The organism is Perlucidibaca aquatica (assembly GCF_001676655.1).
Classification (GTDB): domain Bacteria; phylum Pseudomonadota; class Gammaproteobacteria; order Pseudomonadales; family Moraxellaceae; genus Perlucidibaca; species Perlucidibaca aquatica.
Map to the genome: position 1 here is coordinate 93,225 of NZ_LZDB01000001.1, position 22,234 is coordinate 115,458.

Consider the following 22,234-nt stretch of genomic DNA (forward strand, 5'->3'; position numbering starts at 1 on the left):
ACACTCCGAATAGGCTTATTTTTGCGGAGCATAGCGGGTTTTCACGATGCTACCGTGGTGTAACTCGGCAGCATCGGATGGACGGCGAGTCAGTTGGGCAGCATCAATTCATAGGTGACGCCCAGCCCCACCCGCTGGCCTCCCACGCTCTGATTGCTGCCGCGATCACTGGTGAAATAGAGACGACGGCCATCGGGCGAGAAGGCAATACCAGCAACTTCCGACTGGTCCTGACCCACAATCTGCAGCAAGGGCTTGAGCTGGCCATCCGGCAAAATCACCACAACCTGCATATCGCCGCCATCCTCGGCCACCAGCACGTCGCCACGATCGGTGACGGTGATGTTATCGACGCCGGAGAGAATGGGATTGCTGTCGGTCGCTAGGTCATAAAGCACTTCCAAGGTTTCGCCCCGAATGTCATAGACCCAAATACGGTTGTCGCCCTTGGTCGCAAAGAAGATGAAGTCATCAAAGAGCCAAATACCTTCACCACCATTGAAGGCGGCTGAGTCCGCCCGACGGTGCTCATTCTGAGCCTTGGTTGGCTCTAGGGCATCACGCCAAACGACTCGCTGCGGCTCCAATAACGCCTTTTCAACACTGGTGGGTACATCCATAACTTGCAGGCGGCCATTGGCGAGCGCTGGACGGCTACCGGATGGCCAATCACCTGCGGCTGGCAGCCAGCGATAGAGGCGACCGTCGGGCATATCTTCGGTCATGTAGATCACGCGACGATTGCTATCAATGGCCACTGCTTCATGCGAAAACAAGCCCAGCGTTGGGCGAGAAACTGCGGCACTGCGACCCACGGGATCACACTCCCAGACGAGTCCTTCAGGAATCTCTTCACATGACAGCCAGGTCTGCCACGGCGTGACACAGCCCGCACAATTGAAGGTGGTGCCGGAGAGAATCTGGAAGGCATCCACAATATTGCCATCCCGATCGAACTCGATGGCGCTGGCGCCACCTAAGCCGGGCACCAGTCGCTCTAACGGATTCGCCAGTGGCGCCAGTTGCGGCACCGTGAAACCCAGTGTGCCGAAGCCTGGCACTTCGCTATTGGAAATATAGAACCAGCCGCCATCTGGCTTCGCCATCACACCACCGCCATCGGGGAAGATGTGCCAGGGATAGCCACTGTCACCTACGGGCTTTAAGGCTTCCGCAACGACGCGCATGTCATACCCAGCAGGCAGGCGCACGCCAAAGGCATTAGGTTCGCCGAGTGGACCAAGATTGGCGAAGCGCCCCGCTGGACGCGGCCCTTGTATGCGACTGGCGGGCGTCGATGTGCCGCTGTCAGTGCCACACGCCGTCAGCAGAGCAGGCATGCTGGCCGCGCCAGCCAGCAAAAATAACTGGCGCAAAAAGGCGCGACGATCCACAGGCAACATCACACTCACGGCACACTCTCCCACAAACGAAATCTATTTTTAGACGTATTATTTTCAACCGTTCTTATGACGGAATGATGAAGTCGTCACGCATTTGCAACACAACATCCCGCGATGCGCAGCCGCTGAGATGATCATTCACTAAGCCCATCGACTGCATAAACGCATGCAGAGTGGTGCTGCCAAGAAACTTCCAGCCACGTTTTTTTAGGGCGTTGGCCATGGCATCAGATGCCGGACTGGTTGTGTGCTTGCGAATATGCTCCAGTGTAATCAACTCCGGCTGTGCCGGCATCAGACCTTCAAACGACCATACAAAGGCCGCCAGGGAACCAAACTCTGCCAACAATTCCGGCATGCGTTGGGCATTATGAATCACTGCTTCAATCTTGCCGCGATGCCGAATAATGCCCGCATTCTGCAACAGGCGCTCAACATCCTGCGGGCCCATGGCCGCCATGGCAGCCCAATCGAATTGATGAAACGCTGCTCGGAAGTTACTGCGTTTTTCCAAAATCGTGCGCCAGCTTAGCCCCGCTTGGAAGCTCTCTAAACAGAGCTTTTCGAACAAGCGGCGATCATCTGCGACCGGCCTGCCCCATTCCTGATCGTGATACTGCTGATACATCGGCGTGGCAGTACACCAGCCACAACGCAGCACGCCATCATCACATCGGGTGAGGTCCCAACTCATGGCCACTTCCTTTATTTCAATAGTTCTTGTAATGTTGAATTATGAACTCAGAAACCGCCGTACTCGTCTTTGAATCCTTGTCTTCACCCGTGAGACTGGCCATCTATCGCCTGTTGGTCAAGGCTGGGCCCAGCGGCCTCGTGGCCGGCCATATTGCCAGCGAGCTGGGCCTAGCGGCGAATAATGCCTCGTTTCATTTGAAGGCACTGACGCAAGCAGGGCTCATTGCGGCCGAAGCGGAAGGTCGATTTCTGCGTTATCGCGCCAAGGTTGGCGTCATGGTCGAGCTCATCGCGTATCTCACCGATGACTGCTGTGCTGGCCACCCGGAGCTTTGTGGCGCAGTGGCGCTCACGCCAGATTGCACGCCAACCTCATGTAACTCTCTCTGAAGGAATGTTGAAATGAATGTGTTGATGCTCTGTACCGGTAACTCCTGCCGCTCGATTCTCGCCGAAGCGACCTTTAACCACCTCGCTCCTGATGGCTGGCGAGCACTCAGTGCCGGCAGCAAACCAGCCGGTTATGTGCATCCACGCTCACTGGCGTTGCTGAAGCGCGAAGGTATCGCCACCGATGGCTACTTCAGCAAATCTTGGGATGATCTGCCGGTCACGCCCGATATTGTGATTTCAGTCTGCGGCAATGCCGCCAACGAAGTCTGCCCGGCGTATCTCGGCCCCGTCCTGCGCTCGCATTGGGGCGTGGATGATCCCGCGCATGCCATCGGTACCGACGCGGAAATCGATGCCGCGTTCATGACTGCCTACCGCATCCTGCGCACCCGCATCGAGGCTTTTCTGGCGTTGCCGCTGGAATCGCTGAAGCTCGATGGCGCGGCACTGAAAGCCGAGATGGACCGCATCGCCGGCATCGGTGCCTGAGGCATGTTGTCCTTGTCACGACGCCTCACCGCCGAAGCGCTGGGCACCGCATTGCTGCTGGCGACCGTGGTCGGTTCCGGGATCATGGCCGAGCGCCTCAGCGGCGAGCTGACCGCGTTGGCCCTGCTCGCCAACACCATCGCCACGGGTGCTGGGTTAGTTGCATTGATTCTGACGTTTGGACCGATTTCGGGCGCACACTTCAATCCGATTGTGAGCCTCAGCGAGGTCTTGTTGGGCAAACTGAATTGGCGCGATGGCCTAAGTTACAGCGTCGCTCAAATTCTGGGGGGATTTGCCGGTGTTGCATTGGCACACGCCATGTTTAGCGGCGCCTTGCTGCCGCAAGAACTGTTAACGCAAACGGACTTTACGGCCTCAACGCATGAGCGTGCTGGCGCAGCTCAACAGCTCAGTGAGTGTGTGGCGAGTTTTGGCTTAATTGCGGTCATCATCAGCTGCCAACGTAGCCGACCGACGATCACACCATTTGCTGTGGCCGCATTCATCACCGCAGCCTATTGGTTTACGGCTTCGACATCGTTTGCTAATCCAGCGGTCACCCTGGCGCGAGCCGCCAGCGATACCTTTGCCGGTATTCATCCCGCCGATGTTGCGGGCTTTATTGTGGCGCAGTTCGTGGGGGCATTGGCGGCTGTTAGCCTTATTGGCTGGCTCACAGCCCCTTTAGTAACTGACATTAAGCAAAAGTCTTAGCGTTTCCACCACCAATCAGCCAGCGCGTCCCACACCCGTACATCGCCCAGCATGTTCATGTGATCCATGCGATCCAACTCAACGCGGCTGAGGTCCGGCGCCGTCAGCGTCAATGCTTCGCGACGGTGCAGGCCAAGCCCGCTGTGTACTGGTACCAAACCATCACCCAGCCAATTCTCAGCGGCCTCTGGACTAAGGCTGCCAGCCAGCAGCAGATGGCGCACATGGTCAGGCAAAGGTACAGCCTGTTGGCGCGGATCTGCTTTCAAGTCGTCACGCAAGCCCTGTGCTTCAGCCTCAGTAATCACGCCATAACGCAGGTCTTTAATGGCGGCACTACGAATATTGCCAAGGCGCATTAACGGTTGCGTGTAGGGGGAATGTAGTAGCAAGGCGTTGGCCCACCGGCCGGCGCGCTCGAGCGGAGCGCCTTGATGTGGCGTGGCCAGATAGGCCGCCCGGGTCACGCGTTGGGGCCAGTCATAGCCTGCCGCCTGAGCGTGAGCAAAGGCACTGCGAATCAATAACCCGCCCTGACTATGCCCAACCAGCACCAGCTCTTTTACAGGATGAGCTTCCAGCGCGGCTTCCAGCCAATCAGACAAGTCCGCGCCATTACGCCAGATAGGGCGACCACTGTTGTAACGCAGCCAGCCGGAGGTCCAACCCTTGTTTTCCAGCAAGGCTTGGAACTGTTTTTGAGCCGGCGTCTGCCACTCCCGCTCACTCCAGCACAGACCGTGAATGAACAACGCGACGCGGGCCTTTGAAGAGGTGGCCAGTTGCGACCAGGCCAACACCTCACTGTCTTCGGCACGAAGGGTCATACCCAGTGCCAACGGACTGTCCCAGCGCTCAAGCTTATCGCCGAGCACGCCATTAACGGCACTGAGCAAGGGCAACGCCAAGGCATGCGACTGACGGATATCGGCCTGCAACGGCAAGCGCTGCAAAAGACCTGCTGCGGTGCGAAAGACATGCGCAACCAGCCGATAGGGCCACGGCGCACGCTCACGCGGGGGCTCATTCACACGACCCAGTGGCATCGGGGCTTGGCGAATGGTGCCATCCATCTCGGTCACCAAATCGGTGAGCTCGGCAGCACTGTGCAGGGCAAGATGACTCACTCCATGAACACCCCAAACCACCGCACGCCAATCGGTCTGCTTCAAAACTTGCTGAAGCTGACGACCACGATCAATCATCACGGGATGCAGACTCATGGTCATCTCCTGCACGCAAACACTTAGGCCGCTTTGGCCAGCGTAGCTGAATCTAATTTAGCCAGTACCACCGGTGCTTTCTTTGGCGAGCTCGGTAAGGAGTGACGCAGGATGCGACCGACCACCGTGCCGAACTGCTTGAACAAGGAGGCCTTGTTGTAGTTCTGGCCGTAGCGCTGCGCAATTTCCTGCATCTCTACCGACATTTCAGCGTAGCGATGCGCTGGCACTTCCGGGAACAGGTGGTGTTCGATCTGGTGGCTGAGGTTGCCGCTCATGATGTGGAACAGCTTGCCGCCGGTGAGGTTGGCAGAGCCGCGCATCTGGCGCACATACCACTGGCCGCGAGTTTCGTTATCCAGCGTTTCCAGCGCGAACACTTCTGAATCTTCGGTGAAGTGACCGCAGAAAATGATGGTGAAGGTCCACAGGTTACGCATGATGTTGGCGAGGAAGTTACCTGCCAGCACCGGCAGGAAGAACGGACCGGCGAGCAGCGGGAAGAACACATAGTCCTTCACCACCTGACGGAAACCCTTCTTCACGGTCGGCTTGGCCTGTTCGCGAATTTCCTTCCAGGACTTCTCACCGGTGGCGAGTTTTTCCAGTTCCAGCGTTTGCAGGGCCAGCAGGTTCTCGAAGAACACAGCAAGAATTACGGCGAGTACCGGGTTGGCGAGGAAGCGCGGCTCCCACTTCTGCTCCGGGAAGATACGCAGCACGCCGTATCCGATGTCGTGGTCTTTACCCAGCACATTGGTGTAGGTGTGGTGCATGAAGTTATGGCTGTAGCGCCAGTTGTCAGCAGTACACCAGGTGTCCCACTCGAAGGTCTGGCCGCTGAAGCGCGGGTCCTGCATGAAGTCGTACTGACCGTGCATGACGTTGTGGCCCAGCTCCATGTTGTCGAGAATTTTCGACACGCCGAGCAGTGCAGTACCGGCAATAAACGCGGGCGGGAAAATGCCGGCCATCAGCAGGCCACGACCGGCGATCTCGGTGTAACGCACAGCCTTCTCGACCTTGCGGATGTAAGTGGCGTCTTTCTCACCCACATCGGCCAGATGACGTTTCTTAATGGCATCAACTTCAGCACCAAAGGCTTCGATTTCAGCGGCGGTCAGGGTACGGCTCTTGCTCATGATATTTCTCCAGACTCTTTTTAAGAGGTCTTACAGATCGAGGGTGATGTCGCCGATGGCGGCATTCACGCAGATGCGCAAACTGGCGTTGGCATCCACAGACAATTCGTTGTTCAGCAGGTTGCGGGTCACACCGCTGGCCTTGCCACACGCACAGGTATTGCAGATGCCCATGCGGCAGCCAGACTGTGGCTTGATGCCCTGGGCTTCCAGCGCGTCGAGCAGCGGCATGCCTTCTGGTACTTCCAGCGTGCGGTTGGACTTGCTCAGGAACAGTTTGGCAATGCCGGTGCTGGTGCTAGGCACAAACACGGGCGGCGAGAACGCTTCGGCGTGGAAGGCCAGCGCATCATCGGCTACCAGTGCTTGCACGGCATTCATGAAGCCGGTCGGGCCACAGACATACACCGAGCGTTTGCACAGATCCTGGACCACGCTGCCGAGCTGTTCGCGGCTCGGGCGACCGGACAATTCGCCGGCTTCCAGCTCAGGCTCCAGCTCGTAAACCGGCTGCAGGCGGAAGTTCGGGTACTGTTCAGCCAGCGCCTTCAGCTCTTTGCCGAAGATCAGATCCTGACGCGTACGCACCCAGTACATGAACACGACATCGCGGTTCATGCCCTCGGCTACGAGCTGACGCAGCAAGCTCATCAGCGGCGTGACGCCACTGCCGGCGGCGAGGAAAAGCATCTTCTCAGGTGCACCGGCGCTGAAGGTCATGTCGCCAAAGGCCTGACCGAGCTCAATCGTGTCACCAACCACGACCTTATCGACCAGATGGCTGCTGACGCGGCCGTTCGGCACTTTCTTGATGGTGATGGCGACGAGACCAGTAGCGGCCGGGGCTTCGCTGAAGCTGTAAGAGCGGGTGTGGCGAACGCCATCAATCTCAACGGTGAGGTTGACGTGTTGACCGGCACTGAAGCCGCGAAAATTCTTGTTGGGCTTGAGCACCAGCGTGACGGTGTCGGGTGTTTCCATCCAGCGTGCAACGACGCGGCTCATGGTGCGCTCGATACGGGCATCAAAGCCGAGTTCGGCGGCCCAGAAATCGAGGACGGCGGGCGTAACAACCGCTTGTACAGTGCGGCTGATAAAAGAAGGTAATTTGAACTGTGACGACATTTTGCGTCTCCAAGTGAACGACTACACACTCAGAGTACGCATGTAACTTTTTTAAGTCAACACTCGTTCACTAAAATCCCCAGGAAACGACGACCGGCAAGTCATGAAGATCGTCGTTTCCGCACGGAATCACTGGAAGTTAGGCACGGCCAACAGCCTCAAAGCCTCTTGGATTTGCGGCAAAATGGCATCGGCCTGCTTCCATCCCCACTGGAACGCTTTGTCGAATACCTCATCCGAAGGCAGCAAATTCACTGGCGACGGCGTGGGCTGGAAGCGCACTAGCCAATCGTAGTAAGGCCGCTGGGCCGGCAATTGCGCCTGAATCGCCTGCGTGACAGGAATGAGCCAGGCATGGCCCGCACTCCACTGGGGATGAAAGCAGTCCAGCGCCAAATAGTAGGCATTACGCGTACCAATACGGCCAGCCTCCACACCCTCCCAAGCAGCACGAGCCGGCACATTAGCCACCGTGCCGCCATCCATAAAGGCCATCAAGCCATGCTGTTCGCGCAGTTCGCGCAAAATTGCCAAACTTTCGGCGTCCTCTTGGTACGGCGCATACTGCAGAACTCCGGGAATGGCTGAAGACAGGCCAATCGCGTCTACCACCCGCAATTCCCGCGTACGCTCATCACGCCCCAAGACAATTTCCTTAGCGACTTGCGGACTAAAATAGCTAATGAGCTGCAGCATGCGCTCGGCAATCAACATCGGAATACCGAGTAAATGGGGCCGACGCTCAGGGATTTGCGGCAAGCTTTTATAAGCAGACATACGCACGCCAGCAATCATGGCGTCGTATGGGATGGCCAGATCCTTGATACGCAAGGGCGACCCATCCGGATTGCGTAACATCTTATCCATGCCACGCAGATGCAGACGCACCAAGCCCGGCAAGCTCAAGGCAGCGCCCAGTTTCGGTCGTGAAAAAATATGTCGAACCTTCAGGCCTTTACCCCACGCCATCAGGGCATCGACATCCGGCGACTGATCACGTGCCATTAAGCCACCCAGCAAAGCGCCAATGGATGCCCCGACGATATAACTGGGCCGAATGCCCGCCGCCTGAAAGCGAGCGACCAGACCGATATAGACAAAACCCGAACCACCGCCGCCACCCGGCGCCAACACCAAGACCTTATGGCAAAGCTCAGCGTCCAATTCAGCGGCGGAAAAGTCGCTGCTGTGATGGGCCAGCACGTGATCACGCGCAAGCTTGCAGGCCTGATGGACCGCACTGACCCGCTGTCGCAACTGTGACAGCCGCAGAACCACACTCCGCTGTTCGCGCAGGGGTTCATACAACTGCGCTAACAGCAGTTCTCGTAAGGCCTGAATTGGCTCGGGGCTAACCACCACCTCCGCGCGCGTCACAGACGCTGTGCCCTGCGCGATGCCCGCGACACCCGGCACAAACGCCTGAAGCCGACCCAGCACGAGGGCATAACGCAGCAACTCATAGTCGGCTTGCGACAACACATCGGGCTGAGCGAGGTGGCTGCGGATAAGTGCAGCCTCCATTCGCTTCAGACGCAGCAACGCCCGCTCATGACTCAGCGCCATGATGTTTACGTCGACTGCTGTTTGAGAAGGTCGCGAATTTCAGCCAGTAATGCTTGCTCAGCACTGGGTGCTGGGGCGACAGGCTCCGCTGGGGCCGCTGCGGGCTCAGGTCGTTTCAGACTGTTAATGGCCTTCACGCCCATCATCACGGCGAAGGCAATAATGACGAAATCAAAAATGGTTTGAATAAATTTACCGTAGGCCAGCATGACCGCAGGCTTGTCACCCGCCGCCGCTTGCAGCGTTACCGCGAGGTCAGAGAAGTTCACGCCACCGACCAAGACACCCAAAGGCGGCATCACAATATCGCCCACAAAGGATGAAACAATTTTGCCAAAGGCAGCGCCGATAATCACACCCACCGCGAGATCAATGACATTGCCACGCATGGCAAACTCGCGAAATTCTTTTACTAGGCTCATCGTCTTACTCCATTAAGTCATCACGAAACTACCGCGTCAGATTCTGAGCAGCCGATGTCGAACTGTCTAGCCATTGTTAAGCGCAAGGCACTGTTATACTTTGCGGCAAATCAGGCGCTAATACCGCCACTGCCTATTGCCGGAGCCCCTATGTCCCGCCTGACGTTTACTCGCTGGTTGCAGCAATCCCCTGTGCCACTTCCCCAAGACTTAATTCAGACCTTGCAGATCACAGCCGACTGCTGCCGCGACATTAGTGCGGCCATTGCCCGTGGCGCACTGACTGGCATGCTCGGCCAAGCTGGCAGTGAGAATATTCAAGGCGAAGACCAGAAAAAACTCGACGTTATTTCTAACGACATGCTCTTGGCCGCGCACGCTCAGGGCGGCCACCTGGCTGGCATGGCCTCTGAGGAAATGGACGATCCTTTCCCGGTGACCACACACGCAAACAGCCGCTACCTACTGCTGTTTGACCCACTCGATGGGTCCTCCAATATCGACATCAATGCGCCCGTCGGCACAATTTTTTCGGTATTAGAAACGACACCAGGCAGCAACACCGCGGAAGTCACGCCGTTTCTCCAGCCAGGCACCGCTCAAGTCGCCGCCGGCTATGCCATCTATGGCCCGGCGACTCAGCTCATTATCACCGTGGGTCATGGCGTGGACGCCTTCACGCTCGATCCAGACAGCGGCGAATTTTTGCTCACCACTTCGGGCATGAAAATCCCCGAGGAAACACAAGAATTCGCCATCAACATGTCTAATCAGCGTCACTGGGAAGCTCCCGTGCAACGCTATGTGGGCGAACTGCTTGAGGGCAAGGCCGGCGTCCGTGGCAAGGACTTCAACATGCGCTGGGTCGCGGCCATGGTCGCCGATGTGCATCGCATCCTGACCCGTGGCGGCGTATTCCTTTACCCGCTCGACAGCAAAACCGCCAGCAAGGGCGGCAAGCTGCGCCTCATGTATGAGGCCAATCCCATGGCCTGGCTGGTGGAGCAAGCGGGTGGCTCCGCCACCACGGGTCTTGTTCGCATCCTGGATATTGCCCCCACTGGCCTGCACCAACGCGTCCCGGTCATTCTCGGTGCGCGAACCGAGGTCGAGCGCGCCACGAGCTATCACGCCTAAATCGGCCATGATGAAACTGGCGAAGCGCCTCATCCTGCTGACACTAGCCTTGGTGCTGCTCTACCAAGGCTGGCTGTTTGCGCATGTGTGCTGGTGGATAGAACACAACCCATCACGTTCGGCCTTTATGAGCGCGCGTCTCGCCGACATGAGAGAAGACGACCCCGAAGCCGAGCTGCATCATCGCTGGGTTCCCTACGAGCGGATCTCGCGCAACTTAAAACGCGCAGTAATGGCTTCTGAAGATGCGAAGTTTCTTCAGCACGAAGGCTTTGACTGGGAAGGCATGCAAACCGCTTGGGAGAAAAACCTGAAGAAAGGTCGCATTGTTGCTGGCGGATCGACGATCTCTCAGCAACTGGCCAAAAACCTGTTTTTATCTGGTAAACGCACGCCGTGGCGCAAAGGCGAAGAGGCCATCATCACCTTCATGCTGGAGCAGATGATGACGAAGCGCCGCATCTTTGAAATTTATCTGAACGTCATTGAGTGGGGCGATGGTGTATTTGGTGCGGAGGCCGCAGCCCGTCATTACTACCGCAAGCCCGCCTCTGCGCTCACGCCCCACGAAGCAGCGAGATTGGCGGCTATGGTGCCAAACCCGCGTTATTACGACAAACACCGCAGTACGCGCTACCTTGAAAGGCGAACGCGCATCATTCAACGACGGATGAATTATGTTCGGCCGCCACGCTAGTGAGCTGACGAATCACGCCCTTGAAAATCGTATGCAGGTTTTCTACTACGGCATCCACGGGTGTTGAGAAGCCCAACAACAACCAACGCCCAGCCGTGGCCACAATCGAGCCAATTAAGGCATTCGCCATAATTTCGGCTTCGAGCGGCGGCGGCAATTTGCCATCACCAAATAGGGACTTCATCAGTCGCACCATTAAGGCTGTGAAATTCTCCACGGTGAGGCGATACATCATGTCCACGCGCTCACTCACGCCCAATACTTCAATAAACAGGATGCGTGCCAAACGGGGATCTTCACGCACACATTCAAAGACTTGATGAAGAGCAATTCGAGCCATGACTTCTGGCTCCTGAGGCGCTTCCACTAGCGCCGCCAAAATATGCTCACGCAGACGCTGAACGCAGGCGTTATAGACCGCACAGAGCAGGTCTTCACTGTTCTCAAAGGACTCGTAGAAGTAACGCTCGGTCAAACCCGCCGACGCACAAATGCTGCGCACCGTAGAGCTGTGATAGCCGCGGCCACCAAACACATCGAGACCCGCTTCAATAAAGCGTTGCCGACGCTCTGAACGCCGAACCTCTTCGCTGACCCCACGGTAGCGACGTCCCGACGCCGAGCTGCTTGCTTTCAACAGGGTTTCCGGGTCTTTCATGCCTTCCGCACTCCTCAACAATAATCAAAAGCCGCCTTAACGCTCGCTAATACCCCGTGCCGCGCACGCCACTTCAAAGCAGTCATCCACATGCGTCATGGCCATGCGGCGCATCACCCAATAACCAATGGTTGCCGCAACAATCTGGCCGCCCAATGGAATAAATTTAGTCACTTGCTTGGCCACTAAGCGCGTCCCCAAGCCCTGCACACTGCGCTTAATCAGCTCACGCGTCACCACCATGCCAATGAGTTCGCTGCCTCGCTCGGCTCGGCGTTTCCACACCTTTAAACGACTCTCGTCTGACATCGCCTGAATTTGCTCAGGCTCCAAACCAAACGCCCGATTAATTTCAGGGATGAGCTTCATTAATAAGCCAACATCCACCACCACGTCCAACAAGGGCACAGGAATCACCGCTGCGCCCGCAGACGTCCAGGCCGTTTTTTTGACGCGACGCTGACACTCCGTACGAATGGCTTTTAATTCGTTTAGCGCTCGATTATCCGCAATCACACCCATCTCCATCCCCTCTCACTGAGCGCCATCATAGCGTGGTCACGTGCCGACTGAAACGCAGCTTGCTGGTCAACGCGGATAAGTTATATTATAACAATTCGATTCAACCCACTGAGCCACGCCATGACACGTTTTCCCTCCTCGCTAAAGCCCATCATGACCGCTTTCCCTATCGCCACTGCACTCGCGATCAGCCTGTCTGCACACGCGAACGAGGCCGCACTGAGCGAAAGTCATCAGCTCATGGAAATCACCATTACCGCCAGCCCTTTTGGTCGCACCTCCGATGAAATGGTGCAGCCCACCTTGCTGCTCAGTGGCGAAACGCTAGACAACAAACGCCAAGCAACCATTGGCCAAACCCTGAGCCAGGAGCTCGGCGTGGCTAACTCAGATTTTGGCCAAGGCGCAGGTCGACCTGTGATTCGTGGCCAAGCAGGCCCACGCGTCGACGTACTGAGCAATGCCGTGGGCGCGATGGATGTGTCTAACCTGAGCCCCGATCATGCTGTCGCCATTAACCCCTTAATTGCACGTCAAATTGAAGTACTGAAGGGCCCTGCTACCTTGCTCTATGGCAATGGCGCGATTGGCGGCGTCGTTAACGTCAGCGACAGCCGCCTAGTGACTGAGATCACACCGGGCTGGAGCGGTGCCGTGGAAGCGAGCGTAGGGACTGTCGCTCGCGAAAACCAAGCCTCTGCAGACATTAACTACGGCAAGGGTCCGCACCAACTGCATATAGATGTTACGCAAGCACGCAGTGACGATTATCGCATTCCGGGCAACAGCCATGTTGATGGTTCGGGCAACGAGAAACGCTTGCTCAATAGCGACACCGAACTTCGCAACGGCGCAGTGGCTTACAACCACGTCGACGACAACGGCAACAGCGCGGGCGTCGCCCTGTCGCGCTATGAAAACCGCTATGGCCTGCCCAATGAGGAAGAGGCTTTTATCGACATGAAACAGCAACGATTTGATAGCCAAGTTGTGCTGCGTAATCCGGTCAAAGGTCTTGAGTCCTTAAAGTTTCGTGCCGGCTCGGCGCGTTATGACCACATTGAGTTTGAAGCGCCCGGCGAGCCCGGCACGCGCTTTAAAAATGATGAGTATCAAGCCCGAGTAGAGGCCGTTCACCAAGCCGTTGCTGGTTTTCGCGGGGTCGTAGGCGTGCAGTTCGGCCATCGTGACTTCTCTGCGATTGGTGACGAAGCCTATGTGCCCAATGTTGTCACGCGCCAGGGTGGGCTCTTTATTATTGAAGAACGCCAAACTGCCATTGGCAAACTGGAACTCGGTGCGCGCATCGATCAAGTCCGCCACAAGCCAGACGCAGGCGGACCTGCACGCCAATTCACACCCGTGAGTTTCTCGGCAGGTACGGTGTATGCCTTTAACGAACATACGCACCTTAAAGCCTCGTTGACGCATGCTGAGCGCGCGCCCGCAACGGAAGAGCTCTATGCCAATGGCCCACACATTGCCACCGGCACGTTTGAGACCGGAAATGCGAACCTAAAGAAAGAGCGCGCACTCAATATCGATGTCGGTTTTGACCATCACGTCGGCTCGCTGACCTTTGAGGCCAACGCCTTCCACAAGCGTGTACGTAACTACATTTACGGTCAGGATGTGGGCACCACCACTGATGTAGACGGCGAGGCTTTCGCAGACCTGAACTACCAACAGCAAAACGCCAACTTCCATGGCGTTGAAGGCGCTGTTACCTGGTCATTGGTCGACACCAAAGCCAAAAAGATCGACGCGCGCATTTTTGCCGATGCCGTGCGCGGTGAACTGGCCGACAACCAAGCCGTGCCCCGTATGCCACCCTACCGTGTGGGTGTCAGTCTGCATGGTCACCAAGGCCCACTGTCGGGCAATATCAGCCTCACCCACGCCGATCGTCAGACGCGCAATAGCGGTGCTAATGAAACCGATACCGGCAGTCACAACCTGCTTAACGCGGATATCAGCTACACCTTGGCGACCCGCGTAGGCCTTGGCAAGCCCACGCTGTTCCTGCGCGGGACCAACTTGCTCAATGACGACGTGCGTCGCTCCACATCGTTCATTAAGGACGTAGCGCCCGCGCCAGGCCGTGGCGCTGTTATGGGTGTTCGTATCAACTTCTAAGGCGCAAGGTCAGCCCTGCCTGCGTGAGTCATTGACCCGCAGGCAGGCAGTCGCTACCGTTCGCGGTCTGACTCACGGAGTGCTGCCATGTCTACCGCCCCCACTGCTGCTATCGACTTTGAAAAAGCGTTGGCTGAACTTGAACAACAGGTTCATCAGCTGGAGTCTGGCGAGCTTTCCTTAGAAGCCGCACTGCAAGCCTTTGAGTCCGGCGTCAAGCTGACGCGTGAATGCCAGCAAGCCCTCGATCAAGCCGAGCAAAAGGTGAATATGCTGCTCGCAAAAGCGGATGGCAGTATTGAGTTGAGCGATTTCGCTCCTCTGCGTGACGACACCTAAGCGCAACGCCACGAGTGCCGCCATGACCGTGCTCCCTGCTTTACTTCGCGCCTCTCAGGCACGCTTTGCCGACCAATTTGGCCTATTCCTGGCACAACAAAATGCCTTGGACGAACGCCTCATCGCGGCCATTCATTACGCCATGCAAAATGGTGGTAAACGGGTTCGTCCGGCGCTGGCCTGGGGCGCTTGCTTAGCCGTCGGCGGCGATTGGCCGCAGGCTGATAGCGCGGCACTGGCCGTCGAATGCATACATGGTTACTCACTCGTGCACGACGACCTGCCCTGCATGGACGACGATGACCTGCGTCGCGGCCAACCCACCTGCCATCGCCAATTTGATGAAGCCACCGCCTTATTAGCCGGTGATGCCCTGCAGGCCTTGGCCTTTCGCGCGCTAGCGAACACGGAGCTGTCGGCGCACACCAAAGCAGCACAAACAGCCCTCTTGGCCACCGCAGCCTTTGACATGGTGGTGGGCCAGCAGCTCGACCTCGCCGCTGAGGGCCAGCGCCTCGCGTTGCAACCTTTAGAAACCGTGCATCGTCATAAAACAGGTGCGTTGATTCGCAGTGCGGTTGCCCTTGGTGCTCATGCCGGGCAAGCCAACACCGAGCAACTCGCCGCACTGGATCGCTACGCCGACCGCCTCGGCCTCGCCTTTCAAGTCCATGACGATATTCTCGATGTCATTGGCGACACCGCCGTGCTGGGCAAAACGGCAGGTGCCGACCAGCGCCATGAAAAATCGACCTACCCCGCCTTGCTCGGTCTAGACGCGGCTCAGGCTCTGGCCTCTCAGCTCACGCAAGAAGCCTTGGATGCCCTTTTGCCCTTGGGCGTGAGCGCCAACCCTTTACGTGAGCTGGCCCGTTTTCTGCTCGCCCGCGACCATTGATCCGCAGGTATAATTCCCGCACTTTGCGTCAGGATGATTGATTGATGTTCCACGAGATTCCGCTCAGCCGCCCGCACACGCCGCTCCTCGACCAGGTGCCGACGCCGGACAAGCTGCGCGAACTACCGGAAGATGCCCTGCCCGCGCTCGCCTCAGAGCTGCGCGAGTACCTGCTCTGGTCTACCAGCCAGACCGGCGGCCATTTTGGTGCCGGCCTCGGCGTCGTCGAACTCACCATCGCCCTGCACTATGTTTACAACACGCCATCCGATCGGCTGGTCTGGGATGTGGGTCATCAGGCCTATCCACATAAAATTCTCACTGGCCGCAAAGACGCCATGCTCAGCATCCGTCACAAGGACGGCTTGGCGGCATTCCCGCGTCGTGAGGAGTCGGAGTACGACACCTTTGGCGTCGGTCACTCGTCCACCTCCATTTCGGCGGCACTTGGCATGGCGCGTGGAGCGCAGCTCACCGGCAACAATCGCAAGGTAGTCGCGGTCATTGGTGATGGCGCGATGACCGCCGGCATGGCCTTCGAAGCGCTGAACGACGCTGCCCATCAGGGCACCGACATGCTGGTCATCCTCAACGATAACCAGATGTCGATCTCGAAAGCCGTGGGCGGCCTGTCCAACTACTTCTCGCGCATCTGGGCCAGCAAGAGTTACATCGCCATGCGCGAAGGCGGCAAGCGCGTGCTGCAATCCATGCCCACCGCGATGAACTTTGCCCGACGCAGCGAAGAAAGCCTGAAGACGCTGGTCACCGACTCGCCCGGCGCGCTCTTTGAGTCCATCGGCTTCAACTATGTCGGGCCCATCGACGGCCACAATCTGGAAGAGCTGGTGGAGACCATCGGCAATCTGCGCGAAGCCAAGGGCCCGCAGCTGCTGCATGTGTTCACCACCAAGGGCAAGGGCTTCGCGCCGGCCGAGGCCGACCCCATCGGCTATCACGCCATCACCAAGATTGCGCCGGTCAGCGAGCGCGTAGCGCAGGTCGTTGTTGCGCCCACTGCAGCGCCGAAAAAGAAATACTCGGATGTCTTCGGTGACTGGCTCTGCGATGCCGCCGCCAAGGATCTGCGCCTGATCGCCATCACCCCGGCCATGTGCGAAGGCTCGGGCATGGTGCGTTTCGCTGCCGAGTATCCCGAGCGCTACCACGATGTTGCGATTGCCGAGCAGCATGCCGTGACCTTTGCTGCTGGCCTCGCCTGCGAGGGCCTGAAGCCGGTGGTGGCGATCTATTCGACCTTCCTGCAACGCGGCTACGACCAGCTCATTCACGATGTCACGCTGCAGAATCTCGATGTCACCTTCGGCATCGACCGCGCCGGCCTCGTCGGTGAAGATGGCCCGACCCATGCCGGTGCCTACGACCTCGCCTTCATGCGCTGCCTACCCAACCTCATCATCGCCGCGCCCAGCGACGAGAACGAATGCCGCCAGCTACTGGAAACCTGCTGGCAGCATCCCGGCCCGGCCGCCGTGCGCTACCCGCGTGGCACCGGCCCCGGCAGCGTCATCGAGCGCCAGACCCAGGTGCTACCGATTGGTCGCGGCGTGATCCGTCGCCAGGGCGAGCGCGTCGCCATCCTCAACTTTGGGGCGCGTCTGCAGGATGCGCTGAGCGCAGCCGAGCAGTTGTCAGAACAAGGTGTGGTCAACGCCACCGTCGTCGATATGCGCTGGGTCAAACCGCTGGATGCCGCGCTGATTCGCGAGTTAGCAGCAAGCCATGAGCTGCTAGTGACGATTGAAGAACATGCCATCGCGGGTGGCGCGGGCTCCGCCGTGTCTGAGTTCCTACATCAAGAAGGCCTGCGCAACGCCATGCTCTTGCTCGGTATTCGGGATGCCTACATCGAGCATGGCAGCCCGGCAGAAATGCTGGCTGATTGCGGCTTAGACGCTGCCGGCATCGCCGCCGCCATTCGCACTCGCCTGCGTTAAGTCTGACTCAAGCCCCCCTCGTGCTGCGCTGAGCCGGTAATTACCGCCGCTCGGCGCTTGCTGCTTGACCTCAACACCAAAGCACCGGATAGATGAATGGGATTTCTCGATCAGGAAGCGCACCATGTTGCATTCGCTACGTGTCGCCGATTACATGGCTCAACGGCTGATAACGCTGAGCCCCGAAATGACCATCGACTTAGCCATCAAAACCCTGCTCACGCACAATATCTCCGGTGCACCCGTAGTCAGTCAGGGCGAGCTTGTGGGCATGTTTTCGGAGGCTGACTGCCTGGAGGACATTGTGCAGTCTGGGTATTACGAGATGAGCTCAGGCTTAGTCGGTGACGTGATGTCGTCCAAACCGCAAACGATTCATGCCGATGACAGCATTTTGAGCGCTGCCGAAGTGTTTCACCGCCATAATCGCCGCCGCTTGCCGGTGGTGGATGATCAAGGCACTTTGGTGGGGCAAATCAGTCGTCACGATGTGTTACGCGCGATTGACTCGCTGACCCACCAAAACCACAGCCATTAGCGAAAAGCGCTCAGGCCGACTCGTCGGGCAGCAAATGCCCCATCTTGTCGGTCTTGGTCTGCATATAACCTTCGTTGTGCGGATTCAGCCCAGAAATTAGCGGCACACGCTCAACGACGGTCACGCCATTCGCTTCTACTGCAGCCACTTTCTTCGGATTATTGGTCATCAAGCGGACGTGGGTAACGCCTAAGTGACGCAGCATATCGCCACACATGGCGTATTCACGAAGGTCTGCACCAAAGCCCAATTGCTCATTGGCTTCCACGGTATCGGCCCCCGCATCTTGCAAGGCATAGGCACGGATTTTATTCACCAAGCCTATGCCACGGCCTTCTTGGCGCAGGTACAAAATCACGCCATGACCCGCCTCGGCGACTTGACGCATCGCGGCTTCCAACTGTGGGCCGCAATCGCAACGCAGGCTACCAAAGCCATCTCCGGTGAGGCATTCAGAATGCAGACGCGCTAAGGCGGGCTGGCCATTGCTGAGGTCGCCCATACTCAAGGCGACATGCTCTTTGCCGGTGTCGACATCTTCAAAGGCATGGATGCTGAATTCGCCGTGACGCGTGGGCAAACGGGAGGAGGCAACAAACACAAAGGCCACCAGGCTAGCTCCGGAAATCATCAAGGGTCGCGATTGTAGCAACTGATGCCGCCGAGCGGTACGACCGCCGCACGGCTTGTATCAGACCTGTCGCAGCAAGAGCGTCAGCACTAACGCAGCCATCACACCGGCAATGACATCATCAAGCATGATGCCGAAGCCACCTTCCACGTGGCGATCGGCCCAACGAACCGGCCACGGCTTCCAAATATCAAAGAGACGAAACAGGGCAAAACCCGCCGCCACGGCCAGCAACGTGCGCATATCCCAAGCCGCTACCGGCACTAAGGGCAACAACGCAATCCACTGACCGACGAACTCATCCCAGACAATACCGGAGTGGTCGTGAACACCCATGCGCGTCGCGGCGGCATCGCAAATGGCAATACCGGCAACGGAGCTGACCAAAATCAGGATCAGGTAGGCGGGCAAAGGCAAGGTTGCGAGGCCGGCGAATAGCACCAACGCCACTAGCGAGCCCATGGTGCCCGGTGCTTTCGGGCTGTAGCCGGAGCCCAGGCCAAAGGCGGGCAAAGCCAGCCACCAAGGTAATTTGGGCAGTTGTGATAGCGGCAAATGATCAGACATCTCAATGTTCCTTGGATACGACTATGGGTGCAGCATAACCGAGTCGTCAGTGCTTTCTAAACTGGCTAGGCGTGATTCCCGTCCAACGCTTGAAGGCGCGGACAAAATTTGCCTGATCTTGATAGCCTAACCTCGCTGAAATATCGCCGATGGTCATGGACTCATGACGCAGTAAACTCGTGGCTGCATTACGCCGCATGTCATCGAGCAATTGCTTAAAGCTCAATCCTTCTTGCAGCAAACGTCGATGCAGGGTGCGCGCCGTCATGCTCAAGCTGGCTGCCACCTGCTCCTGAGCGTTGGCATCAGCAAGATGTTGCTGTATCAGCCGGCGCAGACGCGTCAGAAAATCCGCCCGGGCCTCGGCGCGCTGCAGCTCTTCCGCGCAACGCGCCGCAGCAAGTGCTGCCAGCTGGGCATCGGAGCGAGGTAACGGGCGGGCCAGCAACGCCAAAGGGAACTGAATGCGGGTCACGGCACAGTCAAACTGAACGCGGTCCTGCACCAGCATGCGCAGCAACACATGTTGCGGAGCTTCGGGAAAGCTGAACTGCATGCTCAAACCTTCGTGCGTGAAGTCTGGGAACAGCTCGCCGGTAATGGCGTGGAACGAGCCCAGCATGGCCTCGATCACGTGCGGGAACCACGGACCGAGCAGACCGTGATCGGTAATCTCGAGGGTCACGCTATCGCCGGCAGGGAGAAAACTGATTTGCATGAGCTGCGTACGGGTCAAGGCATAGCGATTAACCAGCAGCAAGGCCTCGGCCAAATTCGGGCTGGCCTGCACGGCATAGCCGAGGAAGCCGTGACTGCCAATTGTCAGGGTCGCGCCGAGCTCCAGCGATAGCGTCGGCGAGGTGTCCAGACGGTGCAAATTCTCTATCGTGCGCAGTAAAGCGGGTAACGACACCAAGAAATCCGGGTGATTTCGCAGCTCATCGGCGTGCAGGCCCGTATCAGCCAGCAAGCGCTGGCTTGAAACACCACGCTTTTGCATAAAGTCGAGCATGAATTGCAGATAACGCGCGACCAGCACGCCTTCTGATGCCTGTAGGGCAACCGCCATAATTCGTCCGCTAATGACAAAAACCTGTCCGAGCATAGCCTTTCACCACGGCGACCAACAAGTAACATTCTTTACTGTCACATTATTGAACGACATTGAAGGAGTGGATTCATGGCCAAGCAGCAGATTTCAGCCCAAGCATCCGCCGTGGTCACCGGTGCCGGCAGCGGCATTGGTCGAGCCTTTGCGCAGGAGCTGGCGGCTCGCGGTGGCCGCGTGATTTGCGCCGACATCAATTTGGCCACGGCAGAAGAAACTGTCGCGATGATTATCGCCCAAGGTGGTCAAGCCCATGCGATTCGCTGCGATGTCAGCCAGCTCGCCGATGTCGAATCGCTGGTCGAGCAGGCTGAGGCCTGGCTGTGCGGCCCGGTGGATCTGGTCATCAACAACGCCGGCGTCGGTGCCGGCGGCCAGGTCGTGGGCGAGATGCCGATGGCCGACTGGCAGTGGGCGCTGGGCATCAATCTCTGGGGCGTGATTCACGGCTGCCATGTATTTGCGCCACGCCTGCGCACGCTCGGTCGCGGCGGCATCATCAATGTCTGCTCCACCGCCAGCTTCGCCGCCGCCCCGCGCATGGGTGCCTACAACGTGAGTAAAGCCGCTGCATTGGCGCTGTCGGAAACGCTGTCCGCCGAGATGGCCGGCACTGGCATTGCGGTGACCGCGCTCTGCCCGACCTTCGTGAAAACTAATATCGCCCGCGATGGCCGTATCAGCGAAGGTTCGTCGCGTCTGGCCGCAAAAATCATGGATCTGGTCGGCTTTGCGCCCGAGCGCGTGGCCAAAACCACGCTCGATGCCCTCGACAAGAACCAGCTCTATGTGCTGCCGCAATTCGACGCTCGCATGATCTGGCGCAGCAAACGCCTCGCCCCAGCGCTCTATGCCCGTGGTGCCGGCCTCATCAACCGTTATGCCGGCAGCAGTCTCTAATTCTTCAGGAACAACATCATGGCAACAATCAATCTGGAAAACATGCTGGCCAAGATCAAGAGCAGTCAGTGGGCGCTCGCCGACATCGACTGGGATGCCCCCGGTGCCGAGCTGATCACGCCGGAGCAGTGGCCGAAGCTGAAGGAGTTCATGGCCGATCTGATGTGGATCGAACATGTCGGCGCGCGCGGCTTTGCGGCGATGGCGAAGAAGGCCCCGAACGACACGCTGAAGGAAATCTATGTGTATTTCCATGCCGAAGAGCAGCGTCATGCCAATGCCGAAATGGCGCTGATGAAGCGCTGGGGCATGCTCGATGGCGACGAGATTCCCGAGCCCAACATCAACCTGCGCTTGGTCATCGAGTGGCTGGATCGCTACAGCGACGACATGCCGCTGGAGGCCCTGGGCTCGGTTATCCCCATGCTGGAAATTGCGCTCGATGGCGCGCTCTGCAAGTTCCTACTCGACACGGTGGCCGACCCGGTTTGCCATCAGGCCTTCGCGCACATCAACGATGACGAGTCGCGCCACCTCGGTGTCGGCTTCCATGTGCTGGAGATGCAGGGCCACGGCAAGCTCTATCAGAACACGCTGAAGATGGTCGCCACCTGGGCCGATCCGCGCCTGATTCTGGGTGTTCTGGCGTATGTGCCGCTGCTCAACCGCATGCGCGACAACATCGTCAATCTTGGCTTGAAAGAAGAAAGCCTGTACGCCGCCATGAACAAGTTTCGCAAGATCGGCGGCCGCACCGAGCAGGGCCGACGCAACCCCTGGTATCAGGTCATCAGCCGTCATGGTGGCTGGGTCACCAACCGCCAGAACCGCCTCTACCACATTCCGGTAGATGCCTTGGTGCGCGCCACCGACTTCATCCCGAAACGCGTGATGCCGCCGATTCCAAGCTGGGTCAAGGAACTGACCTGGAAGCCGGCCGCCTGACACCTGCCTTGAACGAGAACTGAA

24 protein-coding genes are annotated in these 22,234 nt (G+C 58.1%); 12 read left to right on the top strand and 12 right to left on the bottom strand.

The features are described 5' to 3' along the window. Positions 1-89: 89 nt before the first annotated feature. Together A8710_RS00430 and A8710_RS00435 are read right to left on the bottom strand one after the other, a co-directional pair. Entirely contained in the window at positions 90-1,403 is a 1,314-nt protein-coding gene (locus tag A8710_RS00430) for an alkaline phosphatase PhoX (protein ID WP_068857482.1), read from the bottom strand. Between the two features lie 64 nt (positions 1,404-1,467). Further along, on the bottom strand, positions 1,468-2,097 hold the full coding sequence (locus tag A8710_RS00435) for a DNA-3-methyladenine glycosylase I (protein WP_068857483.1): 630 nt from the start codon (positions 2,095-2,097) through the stop codon (positions 1,468-1,470). A 41-nt stretch (positions 2,098-2,138) separates the two neighbouring features. Here A8710_RS00435 and A8710_RS00440 point away from each other — a divergent pair, with 41 nt between their 5' ends. Genes A8710_RS00440 through A8710_RS00450 form a run of 3 tightly spaced genes read left to right on the top strand, consistent with a single transcriptional unit; the run spans position 2,139 to position 3,698 of the window. After that, the gene (locus A8710_RS00440) at positions 2,139-2,489 is read left to right on the top strand and encodes an ArsR/SmtB family transcription factor (RefSeq protein ID WP_068857484.1); all 351 of its coding nucleotides are present in this window, start codon (positions 2,139-2,141) and stop codon (positions 2,487-2,489) included. A 12-nt stretch (positions 2,490-2,501) separates the two neighbouring features. After that, a complete protein-coding gene (locus A8710_RS00445; RefSeq protein ID WP_068857485.1) occupies positions 2,502-2,981 on the top strand; it encodes an arsenate reductase ArsC in 480 nt (159 codons plus the stop codon). Positions 2,982-2,984: 3 nt separating this feature from the next. Then, entirely contained in the window at positions 2,985-3,698 is a 714-nt protein-coding gene (locus tag A8710_RS00450) for an MIP/aquaporin family protein (RefSeq protein ID WP_198341582.1), read from the top strand. Here the strand turns inward: A8710_RS00450 and A8710_RS00455 are convergent. The 5 genes from A8710_RS00455 to mscL form a co-directional block, all read right to left on the bottom strand. Further along, on the bottom strand, positions 3,695-4,921 hold the full coding sequence (locus A8710_RS00455) for an esterase/lipase family protein (RefSeq protein WP_157686222.1): 1,227 nt from the start codon (positions 4,919-4,921) through the stop codon (positions 3,695-3,697). The two genes, A8710_RS00450 and A8710_RS00455, sit on opposite strands and share 4 nt — an antisense overlap. Positions 4,922-4,944: 23 nt before the next feature. Next, positions 4,945-6,063, bottom strand: a complete 1,119-nt coding sequence (locus tag A8710_RS00460) for a fatty acid desaturase family protein (protein ID WP_068857486.1) — start codon at positions 6,061-6,063, stop codon at positions 4,945-4,947. A 30-nt stretch (positions 6,064-6,093) separates the two neighbouring features. Next, positions 6,094-7,188, bottom strand: a complete 1,095-nt coding sequence (locus A8710_RS00465; protein WP_068857487.1) for a ferredoxin reductase — start codon at positions 7,186-7,188, stop codon at positions 6,094-6,096. Positions 7,189-7,317: 129 nt separating this feature from the next. Then, entirely contained in the window at positions 7,318-8,754 is a 1,437-nt protein-coding gene (locus A8710_RS00470; protein ID WP_068857488.1) for a patatin-like phospholipase family protein, read from the bottom strand. 5 nt (positions 8,755-8,759) lie between these two features. Next, a complete protein-coding gene (gene mscL, locus A8710_RS00475; RefSeq protein ID WP_068857489.1) occupies positions 8,760-9,176 on the bottom strand; it encodes a large-conductance mechanosensitive channel protein MscL in 417 nt (138 codons plus the stop codon). A 150-nt stretch (positions 9,177-9,326) separates the two neighbouring features. Between mscL and A8710_RS00480 the strand changes: the two genes are divergently transcribed. Together A8710_RS00480 and mtgA are read left to right on the top strand one after the other, a co-directional pair. Continuing rightward, positions 9,327-10,313, top strand: coding sequence for a class 1 fructose-bisphosphatase (locus A8710_RS00480; RefSeq protein ID WP_068858097.1), 987 nt, complete (start codon positions 9,327-9,329; stop codon positions 10,311-10,313). A 7-nt stretch (positions 10,314-10,320) separates the two neighbouring features. Beyond that, on the top strand, positions 10,321-11,010 hold the full coding sequence (gene mtgA / locus A8710_RS00485; RefSeq protein ID WP_068857490.1) for a monofunctional biosynthetic peptidoglycan transglycosylase: 690 nt from the start codon (positions 10,321-10,323) through the stop codon (positions 11,008-11,010). Here the strand turns inward: mtgA and A8710_RS00490 are convergent. Both A8710_RS00490 and A8710_RS00495 read right to left on the bottom strand, forming a co-directional pair. Beyond that, the gene (locus A8710_RS00490) at positions 10,970-11,668 is read right to left on the bottom strand and encodes a TetR/AcrR family transcriptional regulator (protein WP_082968564.1); all 699 of its coding nucleotides are present in this window, start codon (positions 11,666-11,668) and stop codon (positions 10,970-10,972) included. The genes mtgA and A8710_RS00490 overlap by 41 nt on opposite strands. 36 nt (positions 11,669-11,704) lie before the next feature. Next, positions 11,705-12,190, bottom strand: coding sequence for a hypothetical protein (locus tag A8710_RS00495; protein WP_227512972.1), 486 nt, complete (start codon positions 12,188-12,190; stop codon positions 11,705-11,707). Positions 12,191-12,310: 120 nt separating this feature from the next. Here A8710_RS00495 and A8710_RS00500 point away from each other — a divergent pair, with 120 nt between their 5' ends. The 5 genes from A8710_RS00500 (at position 12,311) to A8710_RS00520 (ending at position 18,059) form a co-directional block, all read left to right on the top strand. Continuing rightward, the gene (locus A8710_RS00500) at positions 12,311-14,326 is read left to right on the top strand and encodes a TonB-dependent receptor (RefSeq protein ID WP_068857492.1); all 2,016 of its coding nucleotides are present in this window, start codon (positions 12,311-12,313) and stop codon (positions 14,324-14,326) included. An 87-nt stretch (positions 14,327-14,413) separates the two neighbouring features. Beyond that, positions 14,414-14,665 (top strand): exodeoxyribonuclease VII small subunit, encoded by a 252-nt coding sequence (locus tag A8710_RS00505; RefSeq protein WP_068857493.1) that lies wholly within the window; start codon positions 14,414-14,416, stop codon positions 14,663-14,665. 28 nt (positions 14,666-14,693) lie between these two features. After that, positions 14,694-15,563 carry a polyprenyl synthetase family protein gene (locus A8710_RS00510; protein WP_082968625.1) on the top strand — a complete coding sequence of 290 codons (870 nt, stop codon included), beginning with the start codon at positions 14,694-14,696 and terminating at the stop codon, positions 15,561-15,563. Between the two features lie 44 nt (positions 15,564-15,607). After that, a complete protein-coding gene (gene dxs, locus A8710_RS00515) occupies positions 15,608-17,521 on the top strand; it encodes a 1-deoxy-D-xylulose-5-phosphate synthase (protein WP_068857495.1) in 1,914 nt (637 codons plus the stop codon). Between the two features lie 124 nt (positions 17,522-17,645). After that, positions 17,646-18,059, top strand: coding sequence for a CBS domain-containing protein (locus A8710_RS00520; protein WP_068857496.1), 414 nt, complete (start codon positions 17,646-17,648; stop codon positions 18,057-18,059). Between the two features lie 10 nt (positions 18,060-18,069). Here A8710_RS00520 and ribA read toward each other — a convergent pair whose 3' ends face one another. From ribA to A8710_RS00535, 3 genes are all read right to left on the bottom strand, one after another. After that, positions 18,070-18,669: a GTP cyclohydrolase II gene (ribA, locus tag A8710_RS00525; RefSeq protein ID WP_068858099.1), complete on the bottom strand. Its 600-nt coding sequence runs from the start codon at positions 18,667-18,669 to the stop codon at positions 18,070-18,072. A gap of 81 nt (positions 18,670-18,750) precedes the next feature. Further along, positions 18,751-19,257, bottom strand: coding sequence for a phosphatidylglycerophosphatase A family protein (locus A8710_RS00530; protein ID WP_068857497.1), 507 nt, complete (start codon positions 19,255-19,257; stop codon positions 18,751-18,753). Between the two features lie 46 nt (positions 19,258-19,303). Further along, entirely contained in the window at positions 19,304-20,362 is a 1,059-nt protein-coding gene (locus A8710_RS00535) for a helix-turn-helix transcriptional regulator (RefSeq protein WP_068857498.1), read from the bottom strand. Positions 20,363-20,437: 75 nt separating this feature from the next. On the opposite strand from A8710_RS00535, the gene A8710_RS00540 reads away from it, so the two are divergent. Both A8710_RS00540 and A8710_RS00545 read left to right on the top strand, forming a co-directional pair. Continuing rightward, positions 20,438-21,265: an SDR family NAD(P)-dependent oxidoreductase gene (locus A8710_RS00540; RefSeq protein WP_068857499.1), complete on the top strand. Its 828-nt coding sequence runs from the start codon at positions 20,438-20,440 to the stop codon at positions 21,263-21,265. A gap of 18 nt (positions 21,266-21,283) precedes the next feature. Further along, complete coding sequence (locus A8710_RS00545; protein WP_068857500.1) at positions 21,284-22,210, top strand: reductase; 927 nt, start codon at positions 21,284-21,286, stop codon at positions 22,208-22,210. The last annotated feature ends 24 nt before the right edge of the window (positions 22,211-22,234 follow it).

Excerpts from the sequence above, each read along its gene's own strand:
- A8710_RS00470 (WP_068857488.1), bottom strand. The coding sequence starts at position 8,754 with ATGGCGCTGAGTCATGAGCGGGCGTTGCTGCGTCTGAAGCGAATGGAG.
- A8710_RS00440 (WP_068857484.1), top strand. The coding sequence starts at position 2,139 with ATGAACTCAGAAACCGCCGTACTCGTCTTTGAATCCTTGTCTTCACCC.
- A8710_RS00430 (WP_068857482.1), bottom strand. The coding sequence starts at position 1,403 with ATGTTGCCTGTGGATCGTCGCGCCTTTTTGCGCCAGTTATTTTTGCTG.
- A8710_RS00545 (WP_068857500.1), top strand. The coding sequence starts at position 21,284 with ATGGCAACAATCAATCTGGAAAACATGCTGGCCAAGATCAAGAGCAGT.
- A8710_RS00505 (WP_068857493.1), top strand. The coding sequence starts at position 14,414 with ATGTCTACCGCCCCCACTGCTGCTATCGACTTTGAAAAAGCGTTGGCT.
- A8710_RS00465 (WP_068857487.1), bottom strand. The coding sequence starts at position 7,188 with ATGTCGTCACAGTTCAAATTACCTTCTTTTATCAGCCGCACTGTACAA.
- A8710_RS00540 (WP_068857499.1), top strand. The coding sequence starts at position 20,438 with ATGGCCAAGCAGCAGATTTCAGCCCAAGCATCCGCCGTGGTCACCGGT.
- dxs (WP_068857495.1), top strand. The coding sequence starts at position 15,608 with ATGTTCCACGAGATTCCGCTCAGCCGCCCGCACACGCCGCTCCTCGAC.
- A8710_RS00480 (WP_068858097.1), top strand. The coding sequence starts at position 9,327 with ATGTCCCGCCTGACGTTTACTCGCTGGTTGCAGCAATCCCCTGTGCCA.
- mscL (WP_068857489.1), bottom strand. The coding sequence starts at position 9,176 with ATGAGCCTAGTAAAAGAATTTCGCGAGTTTGCCATGCGTGGCAATGTC.
- A8710_RS00520 (WP_068857496.1), top strand. The coding sequence starts at position 17,646 with ATGTTGCATTCGCTACGTGTCGCCGATTACATGGCTCAACGGCTGATA.
- A8710_RS00455 (WP_157686222.1), bottom strand. The coding sequence starts at position 4,921 with ATGAGTCTGCATCCCGTGATGATTGATCGTGGTCGTCAGCTTCAGCAA.
- A8710_RS00530 (WP_068857497.1), bottom strand. The coding sequence starts at position 19,257 with ATGTCTGATCATTTGCCGCTATCACAACTGCCCAAATTACCTTGGTGG.
- A8710_RS00445 (WP_068857485.1), top strand. The coding sequence starts at position 2,502 with ATGAATGTGTTGATGCTCTGTACCGGTAACTCCTGCCGCTCGATTCTC.
- A8710_RS00500 (WP_068857492.1), top strand. The coding sequence starts at position 12,311 with ATGACACGTTTTCCCTCCTCGCTAAAGCCCATCATGACCGCTTTCCCT.
- mtgA (WP_068857490.1), top strand. The coding sequence starts at position 10,321 with ATGATGAAACTGGCGAAGCGCCTCATCCTGCTGACACTAGCCTTGGTG.
- A8710_RS00450 (WP_198341582.1), top strand. The coding sequence starts at position 2,985 with ATGTTGTCCTTGTCACGACGCCTCACCGCCGAAGCGCTGGGCACCGCA.
- A8710_RS00435 (WP_068857483.1), bottom strand. The coding sequence starts at position 2,097 with ATGAGTTGGGACCTCACCCGATGTGATGATGGCGTGCTGCGTTGTGGC.
- A8710_RS00460 (WP_068857486.1), bottom strand. The coding sequence starts at position 6,063 with ATGAGCAAGAGCCGTACCCTGACCGCCGCTGAAATCGAAGCCTTTGGT.
- A8710_RS00490 (WP_082968564.1), bottom strand. The coding sequence starts at position 11,668 with ATGAAAGACCCGGAAACCCTGTTGAAAGCAAGCAGCTCGGCGTCGGGA.
- A8710_RS00535 (WP_068857498.1), bottom strand. The coding sequence starts at position 20,362 with ATGCTCGGACAGGTTTTTGTCATTAGCGGACGAATTATGGCGGTTGCC.
- A8710_RS00495 (WP_227512972.1), bottom strand. The coding sequence starts at position 12,190 with ATGGGTGTGATTGCGGATAATCGAGCGCTAAACGAATTAAAAGCCATT.